The organism is Rhodopseudomonas sp. BAL398 (assembly GCF_033001325.1).
Classification (GTDB): Bacteria; Pseudomonadota; Alphaproteobacteria; order Rhizobiales; family Xanthobacteraceae; genus JARJEH01.
The window spans coordinates 1900370-1922388 of sequence record NZ_CP133111.1 but is presented as its reverse complement, the minus strand read 5'-3'; the positions used below and the strand labels follow the sequence as shown (position 1 = coordinate 1922388).

The 22019-nt window shown below is 63.4% G+C and carries 14 protein-coding genes; 9 read left to right on the top strand and 5 right to left on the bottom strand.

Annotated features, from left to right (window positions below):
* Positions 1-10: 10 nt before the first annotated feature.
* The 3 genes from RBJ75_RS09245 to RBJ75_RS09235 form a co-directional block, all read right to left on the bottom strand.
* Positions 11-475, bottom strand: coding sequence for an Lrp/AsnC family transcriptional regulator (locus tag RBJ75_RS09245; RefSeq protein WP_276156909.1), 465 nt, complete (start codon positions 473-475; stop codon positions 11-13).
* Positions 476-481: 6 nt separating this feature from the next.
* The gene (locus RBJ75_RS09240; protein WP_276156910.1) at positions 482-2413 is read right to left on the bottom strand and encodes a hypothetical protein; all 1932 of its coding nucleotides are present in this window, start codon (positions 2411-2413) and stop codon (positions 482-484) included.
* A gap of 184 nt (positions 2414-2597) precedes the next feature.
* Positions 2598-3059 carry an Lrp/AsnC family transcriptional regulator gene (locus RBJ75_RS09235; protein WP_276156911.1) on the bottom strand — a complete coding sequence of 154 codons (462 nt, stop codon included), beginning with the start codon at positions 3057-3059 and terminating at the stop codon, positions 2598-2600.
* Positions 3060-3190: 131 nt separating this feature from the next.
* Between RBJ75_RS09235 and RBJ75_RS09230 the strand changes: the two genes are divergently transcribed.
* From RBJ75_RS09230 to RBJ75_RS09200, 7 genes are all read left to right on the top strand, one after another.
* Complete coding sequence (locus tag RBJ75_RS09230) at positions 3191-5587, top strand: 1-deoxy-D-xylulose-5-phosphate synthase N-terminal domain-containing protein (protein ID WP_044417376.1); 2397 nt, start codon at positions 3191-3193, stop codon at positions 5585-5587.
* Positions 5588-5787: 200 nt separating this feature from the next.
* Positions 5788-7821 carry a putative bifunctional diguanylate cyclase/phosphodiesterase gene (locus tag RBJ75_RS09225; protein ID WP_052629046.1) on the top strand — a complete coding sequence of 678 codons (2034 nt, stop codon included), beginning with the start codon at positions 5788-5790 and terminating at the stop codon, positions 7819-7821.
* Positions 7822-8172: 351 nt separating this feature from the next.
* Positions 8173-9603 (top strand): aldehyde dehydrogenase family protein, encoded by a 1431-nt coding sequence (locus tag RBJ75_RS09220; RefSeq protein WP_276156912.1) that lies wholly within the window; start codon positions 8173-8175, stop codon positions 9601-9603.
* Positions 9604-10078: 475 nt separating this feature from the next.
* Positions 10079-11341 carry a sensor domain-containing diguanylate cyclase gene (locus RBJ75_RS09215; RefSeq protein WP_080900790.1) on the top strand — a complete coding sequence of 421 codons (1263 nt, stop codon included), beginning with the start codon at positions 10079-10081 and terminating at the stop codon, positions 11339-11341.
* 203 nt (positions 11342-11544) lie between these two features.
* Entirely contained in the window at positions 11545-13251 is a 1707-nt protein-coding gene (locus RBJ75_RS09210; protein ID WP_044403859.1) for an IlvD/Edd family dehydratase, read from the top strand.
* A 324-nt stretch (positions 13252-13575) separates the two neighbouring features.
* A complete protein-coding gene (locus RBJ75_RS09205; RefSeq protein WP_234707275.1) occupies positions 13576-14760 on the top strand; it encodes a DUF2778 domain-containing protein in 1185 nt (394 codons plus the stop codon).
* Between the two features lie 182 nt (positions 14761-14942).
* Complete coding sequence (locus RBJ75_RS09200) at positions 14943-16160, top strand: Lpg1974 family pore-forming outer membrane protein (protein ID WP_044403865.1); 1218 nt, start codon at positions 14943-14945, stop codon at positions 16158-16160.
* 968 nt (positions 16161-17128) lie between these two features.
* Here RBJ75_RS09200 and RBJ75_RS09195 read toward each other — a convergent pair.
* A complete protein-coding gene (locus RBJ75_RS09195; protein WP_044409638.1) occupies positions 17129-17446 on the bottom strand; it encodes a hypothetical protein in 318 nt (105 codons plus the stop codon).
* A 271-nt stretch (positions 17447-17717) separates the two neighbouring features.
* Between RBJ75_RS09195 and RBJ75_RS09190 the strand changes: the two genes are divergently transcribed.
* Positions 17718-17969: a hypothetical protein gene (locus RBJ75_RS09190; RefSeq protein ID WP_044409643.1), complete on the top strand. Its 252-nt coding sequence runs from the start codon at positions 17718-17720 to the stop codon at positions 17967-17969.
* Positions 17970-18280: 311 nt separating this feature from the next.
* The gene (locus RBJ75_RS09185; protein WP_276156938.1) at positions 18281-21340 is read left to right on the top strand and encodes an autotransporter domain-containing protein; all 3060 of its coding nucleotides are present in this window, start codon (positions 18281-18283) and stop codon (positions 21338-21340) included.
* A 152-nt stretch (positions 21341-21492) separates the two neighbouring features.
* Here RBJ75_RS09185 and RBJ75_RS09180 read toward each other — a convergent pair whose 3' ends face one another.
* Positions 21493-21741, bottom strand: a complete 249-nt coding sequence (locus RBJ75_RS09180) for a hypothetical protein (protein ID WP_044418417.1) — start codon at positions 21739-21741, stop codon at positions 21493-21495.
* Between the last annotated feature and the right edge of the window lie 278 nt (positions 21742-22019).

Here is a 22019-nt window from a genome sequence, read left to right as displayed (position 1 = left end):
GTTTCCCCTCTTACACCGGCAGGGCGATCGAATATTTCACCTGGCTCAGCGCGAAGCTGGATTCGATCGAGGCGATGCCGTCGAGCCGGGTCAGCTTGTTTTTCAGGAACGCCTCATAGGCGGCCAGATCGGCGGCGACCACGCGCAGCAGATAATCGCGGTTGCCGGTCATCAGATAGCATTCCAGCACCTCGTCCCACTTCGAAATCGCGCGGGCGAAGCGGGTGAGGTCTTCCTCCTTCTGCCGCGCCAGCTTGATCGAGATGAACACGCTGACCGGCAGGCCGACTGCCGTCTGATCGACCTGCGCCATGTAGCGGTTAATCACGCCGCTCTTTTCCAGCAGCTTGACCCGGCGATGGCACGGCGACACCGACAGCCCGACCTTTTCGGCCAGTTCCTGCATGGTGGTGCGGCCGTCGGCCTGCAATGCTGCGAGAATCTTGCGGTCGATCGCGTCGAGGGCGTCGCCCATAATTCGCTAGCTAATATGATCGGTGTTGCTGATCTTCGGTTTGCCGTTCGATAGTATCTTTTGCATTAGCGCGTCAGGCATCTCAAGTTGCAGCTCCACGTTGCCCGTCCGGCTAATGCTTAGAACACCTCGATCAATGCCATCCCAGAAAACGGGCGAATGTTGACGCGGTTCAGTCGCTTTAACGAGGCTTGAGAGCAGTTCGATCCACTCAGATGGCGGCTGTTCGGGATCGATTTTCGAAGGAAGCTCTCGGAGCACCGAGGCAACCTTGCTTGCTTCACCTGCGATGGTCAGCGTTACCAAAAGCCCATCGTTGCCCCATGCTAGCGGTATTGCAGCTCGGTTCGTGATACCCGCCTCGTTATCCCGTTGAATCATTTCTGCGAGGCCTGAAACTTCTTTCTTGAACTCGGATTTCAGATCATCCGAAGCGCCGATGTAAAGACGTGACAAATTCAGTGTTCCATCCCCAAACCCGACGGATGTTATGTCCTTCAGGTCAAAGCGTGTGCGGAGATAACTAGCCACTTCACCGACACCGATTTCTATGTACGGGAAAACTTCGTCGGCGATTTCTTGGTAGAGTTCTGCGCAAAATTTCGACGGTCCATCCAATGAGCCGGACGCAAGCGAGATCAACGCCGCCAAGTTGATCTCATTGGCCTGCTCCGAAGGAAGGGGCGATGCATCAACATCAGGGCCCTCAGGGACTTCATTAGGCGCGCCGAGGTATTCTGGGATAAGATTGTTGCCTCGAAAGAAGTCGCTGAGAAGTCGCTTCCAACTTGGGGTCGGCAAAGGTCCGTCAAAGCGAAAGACCTTTGTGTAGTCGGCGCGCTTACCCGCCCTCTCAATGGAGGTATCTATTCGTTCAAGGTACTGTTCTGGTTCATATGCACGAATGGCGCCGTCGAAATGTGTAATCGTCGCCTCAACAACAGAGAATTCTGCGTGCGCATATCGGCACCCGAATCTTTGCTCACCGAGGCCGGTTGAAAAATTTTCAACAAGCTCCTCAATTTCGAAGGTGCGATAGTCGACGCCTAGGCCATTCACCATGCGAGACTCTGGCGCTTTCCACCAGATCTGAGTTCTATCCACCCCCTCGTACAGCCTCGTCCGCTCATCCGCCTTGTGCTCTGAAACGCCTTTCGGAATATTTGCGATGTCATCATTATAGAGCGGGCCACGCCAATGTTCCAGTTCGATCAAACTGCGAGCACTGGCCGGATGGCCGACCAGATCAGGGTCCAATCTAAGGCGAACACGTAGACTCCCGTTCCCTCGGGCAGTTGAGTCAAAGGTTTCTAGGAAGTTGCTGTTGAGTTTATTTGAGTGGGAAAGGCTGCGACGGAAGAAGCGATGAGCGAACAACAGAAGTTGACGGCTGCGATCGTGAAATACGCCTGGCTGCACTGGATCTAGGCGTTCCAAGAGTTCTCGGTAGTCCACCAGGCCATCCTTGTCGACGGAGCCCGTTCTAGGATCGAATAAATCGGGATAGAGGTCTGATGCGATTCCTTTTCGCTTGACGACAGCCGCTTCTATCCGAAGAAAGTGGGCGTCGCTGATGTCGGCGGGGGCGACCCGAGCAATGAGTTCTTCACGATATTCCTCTGTACCCTCGCGGTGGTGACGTCCCCAATGGGCTTGGGCGCGCGCCGCCAGAACTTCCTTTTCCTGCTCGGTTTGTGGCTCTTCGATCAAGCCAAGCACGCGAACCATCTCACTATCGATATAGAGGCCGAGTGGACGGCTCCATCCAATCAGCCTATCCATGTCGTGTTGCATATTTGCAGGCAAGCCGAGCGCGCCGCCGTGACGCAGGCAATCTTTATAATGTCTCTCATCTGCCCGCATCAATTCAGATGCGGGGCATAACATACGCTGACGGTTCACTTGATCGGTGTTAAATACAGCCCTAGTGAGTAGCATGTTTCCCTGCACTGACCATTTATGGCCATACCCGCGGGTTTTGAGAACTGTACTGGTACCACGGCCACGACGCCAACGCCATCATCGACACTGCCGTAGGCCGGGTTGCCAGCCATCCCGGGCTGCACCGCAAAATGGTAGTTTGGCTTCGATGAGGGGTGAGTTTGCCACGCCGCACCAGCCACTATACCGGCAGCGCGATCGAATATTTCACCTGGCTCAGCGCGAAGCTGGATTCGATCGAGGCGATGCCGTCGAGCCGGGTCAGCTTGTTTTTCAGGAACGCCTCATAGGCTGCAAGGTCGGCGGCGACCACGCGCAGCAGATAGTCGCGGTTGCCGGTCATCAGATAGCATTCCAGCACCTCGTCCCATTTCGAAATGGCGCGGGCGAAGCGGGTGAGGTCTTCCTCCTTCTGCCGTGCCAGCTTGATCGAGATGAAGACGCTGACCGGCAGGCCGACCGCTGTCTGATCGACCTGTGCCATATAGCGGCTGATGACGCCGCTCTTTTCCAGCAGCTTGACACGACGATGGCACGGCGACACCGACAGCCCGACCTTGTCGGCCAGTTCCTGCATGGTGGTGCGGCCGTCGGCCTGGAGCGCCGCCAGAATCTTGCGGTCGATCGCGTCGAGCGTCGTCATTGGAATGAACTCACTTTCAAGAACCCCGGAAGGAGAAATTATCCCAATTTTGTCCGGAATGTCGCCAAGAATTGAGAAGTGTCGCGCTCGGTTGCGGATTAGGATGGGCAATCTCCGAGCAGGTGATTGCCATGCCCAAAGCGCCGAATCGTCTTGAATTGTTGAGCGCGCTGTCGCGCAAAGTGCTGTGGCTGTCGTCCTGGACCATCCACCATGCCAACCACATTCGGCCCAATGCCGACGGGCTCAAGGTCGGCGGCCATCAGGCGTCGTCGGCGTCGCTGGTCACCATCATGTCGGCGCTGTATTTTTCGGTGCTGCGGCCGCAGGATCGCGTCGCGGTGAAGCCGCATGCCAGCGCGGTGTTCCACGCCATCCAATATCTATTCGGGCGCCAGAGCCGGGCCAGGCTGGAGAATTTCCGCGGCTTCAAGGGCGCGCAATCCTATCCGTCGCGCACCAAGGATGTCGACGACGTCGATTTCTCCACCGGCTCGGTCGGGCTCGGCGTGGCGCAGACGCTGTTTTCTTCGCTGGTGCAGGACTACGTCACCGCCCATGGCTGGATGAAGGATCGCCCGGAGGGCCGGATGATCGCGCTGGTCGGCGACGCCGAAATGGACGAGGGCAACATCTTCGAGGCGCTGCTGGAAGGCTGGAAGCACGGGCTGCGTAACACTTGGTGGGTGGTCGACTACAATCGCCAGAGCCTCGACGCCGTGGTCCGCGAAGGGCTGTGGGAAAAATTCGAATCCATGTTCCGCAATTTCGGCTGGGACGTGGTCATCGTCAAATACGGCCGGCTGATGCAGGCGGCCTTCGCCGAGCCCGGCGGCGCCGCGCTGCGCAACTGGATCGATACTTGCCCGAACCAGATGTATGCGGCGCTGTGTTTTCAGGGCGGTGCGGCGTTCCGCAAGCGGCTCAATGACGAGATCGGCGATCAGGGCGAGGTCTCGCGGTTGATCGACGCGCGCAGCGACGACGAATTGCTGGCGCTGATGTCCAATCTCGGCGGCCACGACATGGCCAGCATGGTCGAGGCGTTCGAGGCGATCGATCACGACCGCCCGGTGTGCTTCATCGCCTATACGATCAAGGGCGTCGGCCTGCCGTTCCAGGGCCACAAGGACAATCACGCCGGGCTGATGACCCCGACCCAGATGGAAACTTTGCGCGCCGCCCAGAACATCCGGCCCGGCCATGAATGGGACCGTTTCGAAGGGCTCGAGCAGGATGAGGCCACGCTGCAAGCCTTTCTCGACGCAGCCCCGATCAATCGCGGCGGCGACCGCAAGCTGACCGCGCCCGTGATCGAGGTGCCGTCGCAACTTTCGTTCAAGCCGGCGGCGGAGATGTCGACCCAGCAGGGTTTTGGGCTGATCCTCAATGAACTGGCGCGCGGCGACAGCGATCTCGCGGCGCGGATCGTCACCGCGTCGCCGGACGTCACGGTGTCGACCAATCTCGGCGCCTGGGTAAATCGCCGCGGGTTGTTCGCGCGCGCCGAGAAGGCCGATCTGTTCCGCAGCGAGAAGATCCCCACCACCTTCAATTGGGATTTTTCCCCCAAGGGCCAACATCTCGAACTCGGCATCGCCGAGATGAACCTGTTCATCCTGATGTCGGCGCTGGGGCTGTCGCATGCCATCAATGGCGAGCGGCTGCTGCCGATCGCCACGCTGTACGACCCCTTCATCCAGCGCGGCCTCGATGCGTTGAACTACGCCTGCTACCAGGACGCCCGCTTCATGGTGGTGGCGACACCGTCCGGCATCACGCTGGCGCCGGAGGGCGGCGCGCACCAGTCGATCGCCACGCCGCTGATCGGCATCGCCCAGGATGGTCTGGCCGCGTTCGAGCCTGGGTTTGTCGACGAACTCGCGGTGATCATGCGCTGGGGCTTTGCCCATATGCAGCGCGAGGCGTCCGAGGGCGGTGATGCGCGCAGCGGCATGCGGGCCGGGGGCTCGGTCTATCTGCGGCTGTCGACCCGCAGCATCGCACAGCCGCAACGGGTGATGACGCCGCAGCTGCAACAGGCGATCACCGACGGCGGCTATTGGTTGCGGCCGCCGGGGCCGAATTGCGAGCTGGTGATCGCCTATACGGGGGCGCTGGCGCCCGAGGCGATCGAGGCCGTCGGGCTGCTCGGCGACAGCCGCCGCGATGTCGGGCTGCTGGCGATCACCTCGGCCGACCGGCTGCATGCCGGCTGGACCGCGGCGCGGCGATTGCGCCGCGAGCGGCGCGGCGCGCACCAGCCCAGCCACATCGAACAATTGCTGGCGCCGTTGCCGCGCGATTGCGGCATCGTCACCGTGCTCGACGGCCACCCGGCGACGCTGGGCTGGATCGGCGCGGTCTGCGGCCATCGCATGGAAGCGCTCGGCGTCGAGCATTTCGGCCAGACCGGCAGCATCGGCGACCTCTACCGGCACTATGGGCTCGACGCCAACGCGATCATTGACGCCGCCGAAGGCCTGGTCCGCGGCGCCCCGGTTCTGCACCGCAAGATGGCGGTGTGAGCGACCAAGATAGTTAACGGTTTGTGTCGCTGCAGCAGCGGTCGACGATCATCTGGACGCGCCCGCCCGCAATCAGGCCCGTATCCGATAGAACATCTCTCGGTCCACCAAATGAGACGCCATCGTGCGCACCAGTGCTTTAAGCATTGATCAAAATTTGACTGGTAGGAACGCCAGTCGATAGCAATTACGGAATTGTCATGACTGGTTTTTTGGACGGTCCGGGGAGCACTGACCTTTGGCTGTTGGTGCTTGCAGGGACGGTCCTTGTTCTGGTCGGCTTGGCGGCATTTAGACTGCTGCAGATGGCGCGGGCGAAAGATGGGCTCGCGCGAACCGTCTGGTTAGGCGCTGCGGCCGCGGCGGCAGGCGTGGGATGCTGGGCGACCTATGTCGTCGCGATCCTTGCTGCCACACCCACTGACGCCACGCAGCACAACGTATCGCATCCCGTACAGGCGCTGACGATCGCCGCGATCACCCTGGTGGCGGCCGCGGTCACATGGCTTGGCATCGCGGCCGACAAGCGCAGCAGGCGAAGCGCGAACGAGCGCTATATGCAGCTCGAGGCGGCTATCCAAGCCGACTTGCATGGCTTTGCGATGTTCGGATCCGACGGGCGGCTGCAATTGTGGAATGAAAGACTGCTCGAAATTTACATGATCCCGCCGGGGCAAGCTATCGCCGGCTGCACCTTCATGGAAGCGTTGGCGATCGCTCATTTGTCTGGCAATATCATCAGTGATCGTCGACAATTCGCCGAATTGCAAAGCGCCATCGCAAGCGGAAGTCCGGCAAGTCTCAGTTTCGAATTGCAGGATGGGCGGCATATCAAGGTTGACCATCGGCCGATGGCCAATGGCGGTTGGCTCAGCAAGCACGAGGATGTGACCGATCACAGGCAGGCCGAAGCGCGATTTGCCTATCTGGCCCTGCACGACCTCGCGACCGGACTGCCCAACCGCGCAGCCCTCAATCAAAGGATCGCGGAGAGCCTGAGCCTAGCCGCCGAGCAAAACGCGAGTTTTGCGGTGATCCGTCTGGGGATCGACAAATTCAAGGAAATCAATGACGTCTTCGGTCAGTCCGCGGGCGATGCGGTGCTGGCGGCCATGGCCAAGCGGCTCGCGGAGATTTGCCACTGGGGCTTTCTGGCACGGCCGGGCGGCGACGAATTTTCGATTGTTACCACGCCGCAGCAGGGGACGGATTCAGCGCAACAGATTTGCGAGCAGCTGGCGGCGATCTGCGATTCCGAATTCGATGTCGACGGCCAGGTGATCCGCGTTGGCTGTACGGGCGGCGTCAGTCTGTTTCCGCGCGATGGCAACGATATCGAGACGCTGATCGCCCATGCGGACACCGCTTTGTACCGCGCAAAGCTGGACAAGCGTGGCACCGTTTGTCTGTTCGAGGCATCGATGGATCTGCAGATCCGGGAGAGGCGGGCGCTGCAACGCGAACTCGCGGTCGCGCTCAAGAATGACGAATTCGAGATCTACTACCAGCCGCAGGCGACGGCGCAGGGCGAGATCGTCGGATTCGAGGCCTTGCTGCGCTGGCATCATCCGGTGCGCGGGATGGTGTCGCCGGCGATCTTCATTCCGCTGGCGGAAGAAACCGGGCTGATCGGTGCGATCGACGAATGGGTGTTGCGCAGCGTCTGCGCGGAGGCGGCGTCATGGTCGAAGCCGCTGGGCGTCGCCATCAACTTCTCGCCGCTCGATTTCCGGCGCACCGACGTGCCGGCGCTGATTCTCGCCGTGTTGTTCGAAACCGGGCTCGCGCCGGCGCGGCTTGAGGTCGAGATCACCGAAGGCGTGCTGATCGACGATTTCGCCGGGGCGGTCGCGATCCTGCGCAGGATCCAAAATCTCGGCGTGCGGGTTGCGATGGACGATTTCGGCGCGGGCTATTCGTCATTGTCCTATCTGCAATCGTTTCCGTTCGACAAGATCAAGATCGACCAGGCCTTCATTTCGGAGCTCGAGACCAATGCGGATTCCGCCGCCATTGTGAAGGCGGTGCTTGGCCTTGGCCATACGCTCGATCTGCCGGTCATCGCCGAAGGCGTCGAGACGCCCGGCCAGCTCGATTTTCTCGCTCGGGCAGGTTGCAACGAGGTGCAGGGCTATCTGATCGGACGGCCGCAGCCGATTGCGCATTATCGCGCGGTGACCAGCGGCGGTCCGGAAGCGATCGAGCGGGTCATGGCCGGGGCGCGTTTCGGTTGACTTCGCGGCGGCTGCGCCGCGTCGCAGTAATGTCGGAGTTGGCCAACGCGTGGTGTCATGTCGCGCGTGTTGCGTTGCGATATGGAGCCGGCGCGCGTTCCGCCGAGGCCACTTGGCTGCACATCTGGCGATATGATGGTGCGCACCAACACGGGCAATTGTGCTTGGCAGCCTTGCCCCGGCGCGGCGGTGATTTTATATGTGAAAATGTAAGTGTGGCGGCCCCGCATATGGCGTGGTTCCCGGCCTTTCGTGGTTGCGGCTTTCGTGCGAGGATGCTCGCCGGACGCTGCATTCGCCGACGTCTCCCATCTCAATAGATCAAACCACCCGCAATCAAAGAGGTTCACGATGGTCAACCGCATGCAATTCTACATCGATGGCGAATGGGTCGATCCCGTCGTCAAGAAGTCGACGCCGGTCGTCAATCCGGCGACCGAAGAGGCGATGTATGAGGTTGCGTTGGGATCCAAGGCCGATGTCGACAAGGCGGTCGCCGCCGCGCGCCGCGCCTTCGAGACGTTTTCGCAGACCAGCCGCGAGGAACGCGTCGCGCTGATGGAGAAGATCATCGCGGTCTACAAGACCCGGATGAAGGACATCGGCGCCGCGGTGTCGGACGAGATGGGCGCACCATTGCCGATGGCGGAGAAGATGCAGGCCGGCGCAGGTCTCGGCCACATCATGTCGACTCTCGAGGTGTTGAAGAAGTATCAGTTCGAGGAGCCGTTGGGCTCTGCGATGGTGGTGCGCGAGCCGGTCGGCGTGGTCGGCATGATCACGCCCTGGAACTGGCCGCTGAACCAGATCGCCTGCAAGGTCGCGCCCGCGATCGCCGCCGGCTGCTGCATGATCCTGAAGCCGTCGGAGTTCACCCCGACCTCGGCGCTGATCTTCGCCGAAATCCTGCATGAGGCCGGCGTGCCGAAGGGCGTGTTCAACCTGGTCAACGGCATGGGCCCGGAAGTCGGCGCCGCGATGAGCGAGCATCCCGACATCGACATGATCTCCTTCACCGGCTCGACCCGCGCCGGCATCGACGTCGCCAAGCGCGCGGCGCCGACCGTCAAGCGCGTCAGCCAGGAACTCGGCGGCAAGTCGCCGAACGTCATCCTCGAGGACGCCGACCTGCAAAAGGCCGTCGCCGGCGGCGTCATGCACATGTTCAACAATTCCGGACAGTCCTGCAACGCGCCGAGCCGGATGATCGTGCCGCTGTCGAAGATGAAGGAAGTCGCCGCCATCGCCAAGGGCGTCGCCGACAAGACCAAGGCGGGCGATCCGCGCGCCGAGGGCACCACGATCGGCCCGGTGGTCAATCGCGGCCAGTGGGACAAGATCCAGGGCCTGATCCAGAAGGGCATCGAGGAAGGCGCGACGCTGGTCGCCGGCGGTCCCGGCCTGCCGGAAGGCGTCAACAAGGGCTTCTATGTCCGCCCGACGATCTTCGCCGACGTCACCGACAACATGACCATCGCGCGCGAGGAAATCTTCGGGCCGGTATTGGTCATCATGGGCGCCAAGGACGAGGCCGAGGCGGTGAAGATCGCCAACGACACGCCCTATGGTCTGGCCGGATACGTCTCGGCCGGCACCGTCGAGCGTGCCCGCAAGGTCGGCCGCCAGATCCGCGCCGGCAACGTCAATCTGCAGGGAGCCCCCAACGAACGCACCGCGCCGTTCGGCGGCTACAAGCAGTCCGGCAACGGCCGCGAATGGGGTCAGTTCGGCTTCGAGGAATATCTCGAGGTCAAGGCCATCGCCGGCTTCAACGCCGCTTAACTCTGCGATGATTGCTGCGCCGGGGCGGATGCAAATCCGCTCCGGCGTTTGCGTTTGGTAGCCGCGTAATCACCCGAGCTAGCCGGCCCGTGGCTGCGCGGCTAGAAGCGCGATTGATCCGGCGTGCGTTCGACGCCGAGGCTGAGTTTGTGCAACCGGCCACCCATGCCAAGCCCGTCCGAGGCCAGTGATGAACGCACCGATGTCGAACGCCGCCGCGCGGCAATTCCTCAGTATCGGCTTTGCGGCGATCGCGATTTTCGTGGCGCTCTGCGTCGCTTCGCTGGTTGCCTAGCTCGCAAAACCGCGGATCGCGCCGTCTTTCCATTGGCGCCGAGCGGTTCACCCATCGGTGGATCATCGCGCGCCGGTAACGCGTCGTTAAGACTATCGGCAGCTGTGCCGGAATCTTACCACTCCATTAGACATCGCGCAGCATGATCCCGGCTCGGGCTTTGGGCGATTGAGGTCGGGCATGGGGTGGTCAGCCGTCAGTCGGTTGATGGAGAATGGGCGCGCCGAATTTGTCGCGATGCGCCGCGTGCTGTCGTCGCCGGCGGGACTGGTCGGCTCGGACTACGCCACCACCGAGCAGGCGTGGGAGATGCTGGATGGGCTGTTCAGTCCGTTCGCCCACGCCCTGACGACCAGCGCGATCGTGCTCATCGTCTGGTATAATTGGTATGCGCAAAACTCGTGGGCGTCCGTTCCGGCCGCCGCCATCGTTTTGGCGACCCTCGGTCTTCGCGTCAGTTTCGCGCGACGGTTTCGCGAGCGCGGATCGGACGCGCTGGTCTCCCGCTGGATTCGCCTCTGCGCGAAATCCAGCCTGATCGCGGCGCTTGGCTGGGGCAGTAGCCTGTCGATTCTGATCTACACCACCGAGGGGCCGGCGCTATTTGCGGTCTTTGCCTTGATCACTGCGCCGATTCAGGGCGCCAGCGCGCGCGCCTATGCAATACCGGCCGTTGTCATCATGCATATCAGCATCGTGCTGGGAATCGTCGGGATCTCCGCCACGGCTTTCGGGATCGCGATCGCCATGCCGCTGACGCTGCTCTATTTATGGTATCAGATCGGCTTCGTATTCGAGCTGGTGGCCCTGCGGACAAAAATGTTGAAGGCCAATCATCAACGGGTCGCATTGCTGGGGCAGGTGACGCGTTACAATTCGGATCTTGCGCTGGTGAACGCGCGGCTGTCGACCATCGCGCTCACCGACGGCTTGACCGGCGTCGGCAACCGGCGGGATTTCGACCACAGACTGAAGCTTCTTTTGCAGAGCCAGCCGGCTTCCGCGGCGCCGCTGGCTTTGCTGCTGATCGACGTCGATCATTTCAAGAAATTCAACGACACATACGGGCATCTGGCCGGCGATGAGTGCCTCAAGCTCGTGGCGGGAGCGATTCGAACGGCGGGACGGTCCGATGATTTCACGGCGCGCTATGGCGGTGAGGAATTCGCGGTCATCCTGCCCGCCACGACGAGAACCGCCGCGCTGGCGGTTGCCGAGCAGGTCCGACAGGCCGTTGAAACGATCGACCGCGCGGCGTTGTCGCAGCTCAGTGCGCCGCTGACCGTGAGCGTCGGTGTCGGCATCGCCGCAGCCGGGACCAATCTTGACCCGCACGAATTGGTCGAGGCGGCCGACAGCGCCCTGTATCTGGCCAAACAGTCCGGACGCAACTGTGTCAGGGACGGCGTCGCGTCGCGGCAATCGCTGCGGCAGTTGGCCTGATCGGCGAGAGGCCGATCGCGTCTTCGTCCTCATTCGGCTGAACGAGCTCGCCGTCGTCGTGCCGCGCTTGCGGCGCGGGTCTGAACTCAATACCCCTCTCGCGGCTGTGGATTTCGGGCTCAGGCGCAGCCATAGTGCGTCGAAGACGCGTGAACGCGCTTCTGGCACGAGCCAGGCAATGGCGGTTGGGGTGAGGAAACAAGATGGCCGATGGATTGCGCAAGGGACTGACCAGCTATGGCGATGCCGGTTTCTCGCTGTTCCTTCGCAAAGCCTTCATCAAGGCGATGGGCTATTCCGACGACGCGCTGAATCGGCCGATCGTCGGCATCACCAACACCCACAGCGACTACAATCCCTGCCACGGCAACGTGCCGCAGATCATCGAGGCGGTGAAGCGCGGCGTGATGCTGAATGGCGCGCTGCCGATGGTGTTTCCGACCATTTCGATCGCCGAGAGCTTCGCGCATCCGACCTCGATGTATCTGCGCAATCTGATGGCGATGGAGACCGAGGAAATGATCCGCGCCCAGCCGATGGATGCGGTGGTGGTGATCGGCGGCTGCGACAAGACGCTGCCGGCGCAGATCATGGCGGCGGTGTCGGCCGATCTGCCGAGCGTGGTGATCCCGGTCGGGCCGATGGTGGTCGGCCATCACAAGGGCGAAGTGCTGGGGGCCTGCACCGATTGCCGAAGGCTATGGGGCAAATTCCGCGCCGGCGAGATCGACGAGGTCGAGATCGAGGCGGTCAACGGCCGGCTGGCGCCGTCGGTCGGCACCTGCATGGTGATGGGCACCGCGTCGACGATGGCCTGCATCACCGAGGCGCTGGGCCTGTCGCTGCCGATGAGCGCCACCATTCCGGCGCCGCATGCCGAGCGTTTCCGCTCGGCCGAACACAGCGGCCAGGTCGCGGCCGCAATGGCCAAGGCGAAGGGGCCGAAGCCGAGCGACCTGCTGACGCCGGCATCGTTCCGCAATGCCCAAATGGTGCTGCAGGCGATCGGCGGCTCGACCAACGGCTTGATCCATCTCACCGCGATCGCGGGCCGCACAATTCATCACATCGATCTGGCCGCGTTCGATCAATTGTCGCGCGAGGTGCCGGTGCTGGTCGATCTGAAGCCGTCCGGCGATCACTACATGGAGCATTTCCATCACGCCGGCGGCGTGCCGAAGCTGATGGCGCAGCTCGGCGACTTGATCGACCTCGATGCCCGGACGATCACCGGCGTGACATTGCGCGAGGTGGTGGCCAAGGCCGAGGAGGTGCCGGGCCAGGACGTCATTCGCCCGCGCGACAATCCGATCCGGGGCGAGGGCGCGATGGCAGTGCTGACCGGTAATCTGGCGCCGCGCGGCGCAGTGATCAAGCATTCGGCGGCCTCGCCGAACCTGCTGCAACACACCGGCCGCGCCGTCGTATTTGACTCGGTCGAGGACATGACGTTGCGGATCGACGATCCTGCGCTCGATGTTGAAGCCTCCGACGTGCTGGTGCTGCGCAATGCCGGGCCGAAGGGCGCCCCGGGGATGCCGGAGGCCGGCTATCTGCCGATCCCTCTGAAGCTGGCGCGCGCCGGCGTCAAGGATATGGTGCGGATCTCCGACGCGCGGATGAGCGGCACCGCGTTCGGCACCATCGTGCTGCACATCACGCCGGAAAGCGCCGTCGGCGGTCCGCTGGCGCTGGTCGAAAATGGCGACAGCATCCGGCTCGATGTCGCCGCGCGCCGCATCGAGCTCCTGGTCGCGGAAGCTGAACTCGATCGCCGCCGCGCCGCGCTGGCGCTGCCAACCGCCCCGGATTGGGCCGAGCGCGGCTATGCGCGGCTGTTTCACAGCACGATCCTGCAGGCCGATGACGGCTGCGACTTCGATTTCATGCGCGCGGTCCAAAACACCTAATTCTCGCCGCAATTGGGTTCCCGCGCGGAGCCTCGGTCCGGTCAAGATTGTCCTGCAAGCCCAAGCGCTTGTGGGCGTCGCGCGGCTGGTACTCGCACGGGCCCGGGTTCCATCCGCACTTAATCTGCATTTAACTAAAACTCGCCTTAATGACGCTGCCCTGCATTGCGAAAGGCATAACGGAAATTCGTTCCGTGAAGCTCCGCAGGCGAGGGGACCAGTGTGGATGCGAAGCTTATGAGTGTGAGTCACGGGGCGCGTCATTTGCCCAATCATCGCGGAAGCCGCAAGGCCGGCTCCAGGAACCTCATCGGCGGAGCGGCGGTGTCGGCGCTGGTCGTGGGCTGCGTCTGGACGGTGTATGCGAATGTGTTCGCCGCCAGCATCTATCCGAGCGTCGGCGTCGTCGAATATGTGCCGCCGGCGCCGCTGCGCCATGTCGAGCGACTCTCCTTCGCCGCGCGCTTTGCGCCGCTCGCCGACGCCGCCAAGAGCGGGCCGGTGGTGCTGGCCGCCAAGGCGTCGGATCTTGCCAAGCTCGGCAAGCAGCTCGCCGCGAAGGCGTCGGCTGTGACGATCAAGACCGCAGCGGTGATCGCCGCGCCGGCTGAATCGAAACAGAAGAATCAATATTTCGCCCTGATGGATTCCAATTATTCGCTGGGAATGGCGCCCGACAGCTTCCGGCAGCCGGAGGCCCTCGCTGCGGCGCCGAGCGCGGTGGCCGAGGCGTCGCCGCAGGCCGCATCGACGAAAATTGCGTCCAATAATGTTGCGGCGACGAAAATCGCGCCGACGAAAGTTGCCTCCGCCAAGGAAGCCGCGCCGAAACCGGCCGCGCCGAAGACCGCGCCGGTCCAGCTCGCCCTGAACGTGCCCGTACCGCCGGCGCGACCGTCGCTGGCGCGATTGCCGGAAACGCCGCGCGCGCCGCGCCACACCGCGCTGGTGGAGCGCGCCAAGGCGGCGATCATGGCATCGGCTGCGGCGCGCAAGTCCAGCATCTTCGAGAAGCTGTTCGGCGGATCCGACAATGAGGCGCCTGGCCTGGCCTATGCCTCGGCCGATGGTGATCTCACCGGTTCGGCGCGCAGCGGCGCCTTCACGGCTTCGCCCGATGATCGGGTCACCGCGGTCTATGACATCAGCGCCGCGACCGTCTACATGCCGGACGGTTCCAAGCTGGAAGCCCATTCGGGGCTCGGCGACAAGCTGGATAATCCGCGCTACGTCAAGGTCCGGATGCGCGGCGCCACCCCGCCGCATATCTACAATCTGAAGATGCGCGAATCCTTGTTCCACGGCGTCGCGGCGATCCGGCTAAATCCGGTCGGCGGCGATCAGGTCATCTTCGGTCGCAACGGGCTGCTGGCGCACACCTATATGCTGGGGCCGCGCGGCGATTCCAATGGCTGCATCTCGTTCAAGGACTACAACAAGTTCCTGCAGGCGTTCCGCCGTGGCGAGATCAAGAAGCTGGTCGTGGTCGGCAGCCTGAACGACGCATAGCGGGCAGGGCGAGCGGCGCACGGCTCCGTCCTGGTAGTTGTGCCAGTGATGCAAGGATGTCGCTATCGGCACCCAACTCCGCGCGGTGAGCGATGTTGCTCATCGCGGCAGCATCAACGTGCTCTGCTTCTCGCAATGAGCCCCGGATGATTCGGGCGACTCATGCGGAGGGAGTGCGGCCCATGACCCGATTCACCAGACCTGCGGTGCTGTTCGGCTTGATCCTAGCGTGTTCGGCGATACCCCACGTCGCCTTTGCGGCCACTGCCGAGGAGCGGATCACCGCGCGGCTCAACGCTCTGGAGCGGGAAAATGCCGGGCTGCGGGCGCGGCTCAACCGGCTCGAAGCCTCAAAGCCAGCGCTGCGGCCGGCGATGGCGCGCCTGGAGCGGGGCGATATGCAAGCGATGCCGGCGCGGCAAAGCGGCGACGGTTACGCCAAGGCGCCGGTGCTGGCCGTCGCCGGCCCCGCGAGATCCGGTTTCGAGGTCAGCGGATCGTTGCTGTTCCTGCAGACGGTCGCCGGCAATCTCGAATATGCCACGCTGATCAATCCGCTGCCGCTGGTGTCGCCGCACTGGAATAATCAGTCGCTGGCGCCGGGTTTCGCCCCGAGCTTCGATGTCGGCGCCCGTTATTTCAGCGGCGCCAACGACATCGCGCTGCGATGGACGCATCTCAACGACACCACCAACGCCTCGTTTGAGGCGACGCCGACGCAGATGATCGGCCCGCCCTATCTGATCGGGCCGGAATCGGCGCTGTACAAGCGCGGCCGCGGCTCGGTGCAGACCCAGCTCGACTCGGTCAAGCTCGATGCCGGCCACACCTTCTGCAACGACTGCGACTTCCAGCTGCGCGCCTTCGGCGGCGTCGAATTCGCCCGGCTCGGCCAGGACCTGACCGGCACCGCCGAGAGCCGCGACGGCGCGGCCTCGAGCTCCTACACCAACCATTCGCGCTTCACCGGCGCCGGTCCCCGCGTCGGCGTGAAGGGCCAGTATGCGCTCGGTCAATTCGACTTCTCCGGCGAAGTCGCCGGCGCGGCGCTGATCGGCACCACGCAAAGCCGCGTCGATTATTTGACGACCAAGCCGGCGCTGGCCGAGCCGACGGTGCAATATCTGCAATCGCCCAACGCCACCCGGGTGATCCCCAGCATCGATGCAAGACTGGCCGCTGCCTATAATTTCGCGCCGACCGCCTATGGCCAGTTCCAGGTCGAGCTCGGCTATCAGGCCGCGGTGTATTTCGACGCGGTCGGCGAATATGCGGTGACCCAGGTGCCGACCTCGCTGGTGCTGCCGCCGAACGGCGTCTATCTCGCCACGGCCCAACATCTGCAGAGCAATTTCACCACCCACGGCCCGTTCATGACGGCGAAATGGCGGTTCGAGTAGGCCACCACGGCTGCCTGCATTTGTTGCGGTCCCGGTCCGTGCTCCGGACGCAGCGCAACGCGCCGCGCAGCGGCGTGGTGCGCTGCTGAGCCGGGGCCCCGGTGGTGTTGTCGGCGGCAGAAGCGGGGTCCCGGTTCTGCGGAGCAGCGCTGCGCGCTGCACCGCGCCCGGGACACGAAGTTGGATTTGATTGTCAAACAGCCCGCGAAGTTCGGATACACCTTCGCGTTCCCGCGGCGCGGCGCGCCCGGGTTTTGCGGTGAACGTTCCGCCCTCTTGCCAAGAGGGCGCGCGGAACGCCGGACGCGTGACGCGTCCGCGACCTCGTGTGCAAGGTGAAAAGCACACGAGTTAGTCACCACGGTCACGCCGGCATCGTCCGGCGTTCCGCACGCGATGGTGTTAACGGCTTGAAGCGCGAAAACCCCCGACCGCCGAGCCTGAGGTGACGGCCACTGCAGGGGACTTGCGACCCGCCGCCGTCCTGGACGGCCGCGGCTCTGCCTCATGGCGCAAGGCGATGCGCCGGGATATCCCGCGCTGGGCCGTTCGCGCCTGGCGCCGTCGTCAGCCCGATCTCACTCGCAAGGTTGCCCCTGCGCGATCCGAGATATCGAACGCCACGCGCGCCCACCGCATCCCGCCCCGCGTCCGTGACGATCGCGAGCGCCCCTCAGTGGGGCGGGACACGCGGATGATAAGCGAGGTTTTGCGAGCAGGGATAAGTAGAGGCTAAATTTTCTTGGTGCGACGTGTCCTGGGCGCGATGCAGCGCGCAGCGCTGCGTCGCAGAACCGGGACCCCGCTTTGCGCGCCGCCTCAACCGGGGCCCGGCTTAGCAGCGCACCATGCCGCTGCGCGGCGCGTTGCGCTGCATCTGGGGCACGCCCCTGATTAGGAGGTCGTCAATCCTGCGTCAGTGTCGCCAGAGGCGAGTGCCCGGCAATGACGTTGCGGGAGCGCGCGATTCAGGCCCGTTGCCGGACCTTGCGGGCGGCCCGGGCCGCCTTGTTGCGGGCGCGGCGGGCATCCTCGCTGATTTTTTCGGGAGGGCGGCCCATCGCATCGAACGACGTCAGCACGATCAGCCCAACAAGCGCGGCGGCCGCCCCGGCCAGCGCGACGCAGATCACGAAGGGATAGCCGATAAAGTAGGTCAGCCCGACCAGGATCACCGCGGCATTGAAGCCAAAATAGTATTTGGCGTCAGAATGGCCCTTAACGGCGTCCTTGGCCATCCAGCCAACCACCGGAACGGCGTAAAAGCCCTGGATCAACAAGCTCATTTCGATTTCCGATCACAACAATTGAACCCGGCCACGCCGCCACGCTTTCGCGACCGATAGATGCAAATGATTACGAGTGTCCTTATTCCGCAATGCAGCAAAGTTCAATAGGTCGGAAAAATTGCAAAACCGGCCGGCATTCTGTGATCGGTGATCGCCGCGGCGGCAAGGCCGGTCCGGCCAGGGCGTTGGCCCTGCCGGCCTCGGGTAACAGAAATGCCGGAACCCATTGGCGGCTGGGCGGTTCTCTCCCGGTCAGGAGAATGAATTGATGTTTTCGATCAAGATGCTGGGCGTGGCCGCGGCGCTGTGCTGCCTCAGCCTGCCGGCCGTGGCGCAGGGTACCGAGGCCGAGCGCCAAGCCTGCACCCCCGACGCGATGCGGTTATGCGGCGATGCGATCCCCGATGCCGGGCGCGTCGAGTCCTGCCTGCGCCAAGCCGGCCCGAAGCTCAGCCCCGCCTGCTATGCCGTATTCAATCCGCCCGAACAGGATCGCCGCGCGCACAGGCGGGAGCGATAGCGCGGCTCGCGGTCAAGCGCGACGAATTGGTTGTCTTCAGCCGCGCCGGGCGAAACAGATTGCGCCATCCCGCCTCACGGGCGGCCGCGCTCGTCGCGGCTGGATATCCAGCTCGTCTCTACGTCCCGCTTGTGAGATTGCGCGTGCGCTCGATATCGTTTGGCGCGCCGGCCCCAGTTATCGAAATTCGAAATCCCAACTATCGCTCGTCCGATGCGGCAAAAGTGCGGTTCCGGACATTAATTGATTGTGAATTGCATTTGCTCAAACTACACAGAGGGAGGTGTTAAGAAAACGCTAAGGAGGTTGATATGAACGCCCGCGGCAATTCCGTTTCGAAATCCGCCGCGCGTGCATCTGCCCGCCGCTTGTTGATGACGACGGCGCTGAGCCAAGTCTTTTTCGGCGCGGTGTGCGGGACGGCCGCTCAGGCGGCCTGTTCGGCTTCCGGCAATGCGACCATCACCCAATGTGACAGTTCGCTCATTTCGGCGGTGCCGACCGAAGGCAACTCGTTGATCACTATCGATTCGGTCAGTTCCGGTGGTATCGACATCTATCCCTCCAATGGTTTTGCCACCCCGCTGGACGTGACGGTGAATGTTCTCGGCACCATGACCGTCCATCGGCCCACTTATCCGGCGATCGCCTGGCAGACCAACCGCAGCAACGCCAATCTGTCGGTCAATGTCGGTTCGGGCGTGACGCTGGTGTCGGACCTGAATATGGGCGGCATCTGGTTGCGGAACGACGTTTCGGGCAATCTGTCGATCAACTCGGCAGGCACCGTCACCGCCACCGGCGCCGACCAGGACGGCATCACCCTGACGACGAATCTCGGCAGTTCCAGCGTCATCAACAGCGGTCGGGTCACCTCCGCCTTCGCCCGCGGCCTCTATGCCGACGGAAACTACAACGGCATCGATCCGGTGACGGTGAGCATCGTCAATTCGGGCCTGGTCACCTCCGCGCAGGCCGGCGCCAGGTCCATCAATTACAATGGCCTGTCTTCGATCGACAACAGCGGCACCGTGGAAAGCCGCTTGCGTCAGGGCCTCGTCGCCTGGTCGGCGAACGGTTCGTCGGAGATCGCGAATTCCGGCACCGTGACCGCGAAGGACGATTCCGCCATCGCGTCGTTCGCGGAAATCGGCAACGTCACGATCGTCAACAGCGGCACCGCGATCTCGCAGGACGACACTGGTCAGGTGGACCAGGGCACGGGTCATCATGGCCTCTACGCGGACATCGCAACAGCGGGACAAATCACCATCGAGAACCGGCAACGCGGCATCGTTCAGGCCAATCAGACCGGCATTCTGGCCACAACCCCATCCGGAGCGATTACCATCACTCAGGCTGGGGCCGTCACCGCGGCGCAAGGCATCGTCGCGTCCACGTCGAGCGGTTCCGTCAGCGTCACGAACAACGGCACAGTCACTGCGAGCGCTGTGGGCGTCAATCTGAACGGCACCACCAACTCTCTGGTGAATTCGGGCACGGTCACGACCAGTTCGGCCAGCGATGCTGCGATCGTCACCGGCAGTGGCAACAGCACGATCAGCAATGCCGGCACGATCTCGAATACCGGCGGCGGCAAAGCGATTCAGTTCGGAAGCGGCACCAACCGGCTGGAGCTCGATGCCGAGAAGTCGACCATTCAGGGTATCGTCCAGGCGGGAACGGGAGACAATTACCTCGTGCTGAATACCACCCGCGCGGCGTCTTTTGCGCTACTGTCGGTGGGTTCGACCGGCCAATACCGCGATTTCGACTATATCGAGAAGACCGGTGACGGCCAGCTGACGCTGTCCGGAAGCGGCGGCGGCTATACCGGTGGCATCCTCGTCAAGGACGGAAAAATGGTCGTTAACAGCGACAGCGGTGCATCCGCTGTGACTGTCTACAACGGCGCTGTCTTGTCCGGTTCGGGCACGGTCGGGACCACCGAGTTGCTGTCAGGGTCGACGATCTCGCCCGGCAACAGTCCGGGCACGCTGGCCGTGGCCGGCAACTACCATCAGGCGTCGGGCGCGACCTATCATGCCGAACTGGTGCCCGGAAGCGCGGTCTCGGATCAGATCGCGGTCAATGGCACCGCCACGATCGACGCCGGCGCGATTCTGAGCGTCTCTCGTTACGGCACGGCCGCTTATGCACCGGATGCGCACTACACCGTTCTGACGGCGACCGGCGGGGTCACCGGCAGGTACACGCTGACCGGGGATACCTATGTGTCGGCGTTCTACGCGTTGATCGCCAATTACGACCCCACGCATGTGTATGTGGATGCGCAGCAGACCCGCGGTTTCGCCGATGCGGCGGCGACCTTCAATCAACGCGCCACGGCCGACGGCCTGCAGAGCGTGCCGATCGGCAACGGGTTGCGCTCCGCGATTTCGGCGTCCGCGTTCGACGCGACGGCGCGCGTTGGGTTCGACCAGGCGTCGGGCGAAGCCTACGCCTCGGCCAAGACGGCGTTGCTCGACGACAGCCGTTTTGTGCGCGACGCGACGGATCGCCAGCTGCAGGCAAGTGCGGCCGGTTCCGACAGCGCGGTCTGGGCGCGGGGCTATGGCTCGTGGGGCAAGTTCAACGGCAACGGCAACGCCGCCGATTTCAACCGAAGCGCCGGCGGTGTCCTGTATGGTGCCGATGGTGAAGTCTTCCATGCCTTCCGGCTCGGTGTCGTCGGAGGCTATGGATATTCCAGCATCAGCCTCAATGGCGGGCGAGGTGCGGTGTCGGGTGATACTTACAGCCTTGGCGTTTATGGTGGCGGGAACTGGAATGCCGTTGCGCTGAGCCTGGGCGTCAACCATGCCTGGCACAATCTGTCATCGAACCGCAATGTTGCATTGCCCGGTTTTGCGGATCGGCTCTCGGCCGACTACAATGCGCGCACGACCCAAGTTTATGGTGATGTCGGCTACCAGATCGACCTCGGACGCGCCAGCTTCAAGCCCTTCGCGGGCCTCGCTTATGTCAGCCTTAACACCTCCGGCTTCACCGAGAAGGGTGGCGCGGCGGCACTTACCAGTGCGAGCGATGTGGTCGACGCAACGTTCACGACTTTGGGCCTGCGGGCAAACTCCGACATCAATCTCGGCCCTGCGGCGGTGACCGCCAACGGCATGATCGGCTGGCGGCATCTGCTCAGCAACGTCACGGCGACGGCCACGAATGCGTTTTCGGGCGGAGACGCATTCACGGTGTCGGGCGTGCCGGTGGCGCAGGATGTTGCCGTGTTCGAAGCGGGCCTCGGCACCGCTCTCAACCAGAGCACGGCGATCAGCTTCAACTATGTCGGCCAATTGGGTTCAGGCATCTCCGACCATGGTGTCCGCGCGAACCTGCGCGTGACGTTCTGAGCTGAGGAGGGCCTGACACAGGCGCGGCCGGGCGCATTAGCCGGCCTGTCCCGGCGGACTCGGGCGCGTAGCGGCGATTGCGGGGCTGGCCGCCCCGCCGTGGCGGGGGGAGCGCCGGGCCGTGCGCTGACGCGGACAGCCCGGCAGATTCGTCAGCGGCAGACGCGGGTCTTGGTGACGACGCGACGGCCCATCGGGCCGCGGCGCACCACCTTGCGCATGGTGCAGACCCGTCCGCGGCGGATCACGGTCTTGCGCACCACGCGGCGCGCCGCCGACACGTCGGTCATCGGCGCGGCAACCATTCCGGGCGCCGCGACCGGGGCAGCCGACGCCGGCGCCGCAAATGACGCCAGCCCGAGCAGCACCGCGGCTGCCATTCCAAAAGCAATGTTCTTCACGAGCGTTCTCCTTGCATTGGCTGTTTCGATGCGAAAGCCATGCGAGGACCTTGGGGCGTGGCGGATGAATTGAGACTGAAGGAACCATGGCGAAACTGCGATGCGGGAAGGCGATGTGGTGCTGTCGAGGATGAATCCAAATCGAATCCAGCATTGCCTCTGCGCGCACGGCGCGACGAAGGGGTAGGGGAGAGCCCGACGCAACAACGAAGCTAATTGCGCCGGCCGGCGCAACGCTATGCCGCCGCTGCGCTCACGCCGCGCTGCGCGGAAAGGGA

Bases quoted from the DNA above. Each gene is read 5' to 3' on its own strand.
- RBJ75_RS09215 (WP_080900790.1), top strand. From the start codon at position 10,079: ATGGGGTGGTCAGCCGTCAGTCGGTTGATGGAGAATGGGCGCGCCGAA.
- RBJ75_RS09245 (WP_276156909.1), bottom strand. From the start codon at position 475: ATGGGCGACGCCCTCGACGCGATCGACCGCAAGATTCTCGCAGCATTG.
- RBJ75_RS09190 (WP_044409643.1), top strand. From the start codon at position 17,718: ATGTTTTCGATCAAGATGCTGGGCGTGGCCGCGGCGCTGTGCTGCCTC.
- RBJ75_RS09235 (WP_276156911.1), bottom strand. From the start codon at position 3,059: ATGACGACGCTCGACGCGATCGACCGCAAGATTCTGGCGGCGCTCCAG.
- RBJ75_RS09185 (WP_276156938.1), top strand. From the start codon at position 18,281: ATGAACGCCCGCGGCAATTCCGTTTCGAAATCCGCCGCGCGTGCATCT.
- RBJ75_RS09220 (WP_276156912.1), top strand. From the start codon at position 8,173: ATGGTCAACCGCATGCAATTCTACATCGATGGCGAATGGGTCGATCCC.
- RBJ75_RS09210 (WP_044403859.1), top strand. From the start codon at position 11,545: ATGGCCGATGGATTGCGCAAGGGACTGACCAGCTATGGCGATGCCGGT.
- RBJ75_RS09200 (WP_044403865.1), top strand. From the start codon at position 14,943: ATGACCCGATTCACCAGACCTGCGGTGCTGTTCGGCTTGATCCTAGCG.
- RBJ75_RS09230 (WP_044417376.1), top strand. From the start codon at position 3,191: ATGCCCAAAGCGCCGAATCGTCTTGAATTGTTGAGCGCGCTGTCGCGC.
- RBJ75_RS09225 (WP_052629046.1), top strand. From the start codon at position 5,788: ATGACTGGTTTTTTGGACGGTCCGGGGAGCACTGACCTTTGGCTGTTG.
- RBJ75_RS09195 (WP_044409638.1), bottom strand. From the start codon at position 17,446: ATGAGCTTGTTGATCCAGGGCTTTTACGCCGTTCCGGTGGTTGGCTGG.
- RBJ75_RS09240 (WP_276156910.1), bottom strand. From the start codon at position 2,413: ATGCTACTCACTAGGGCTGTATTTAACACCGATCAAGTGAACCGTCAG.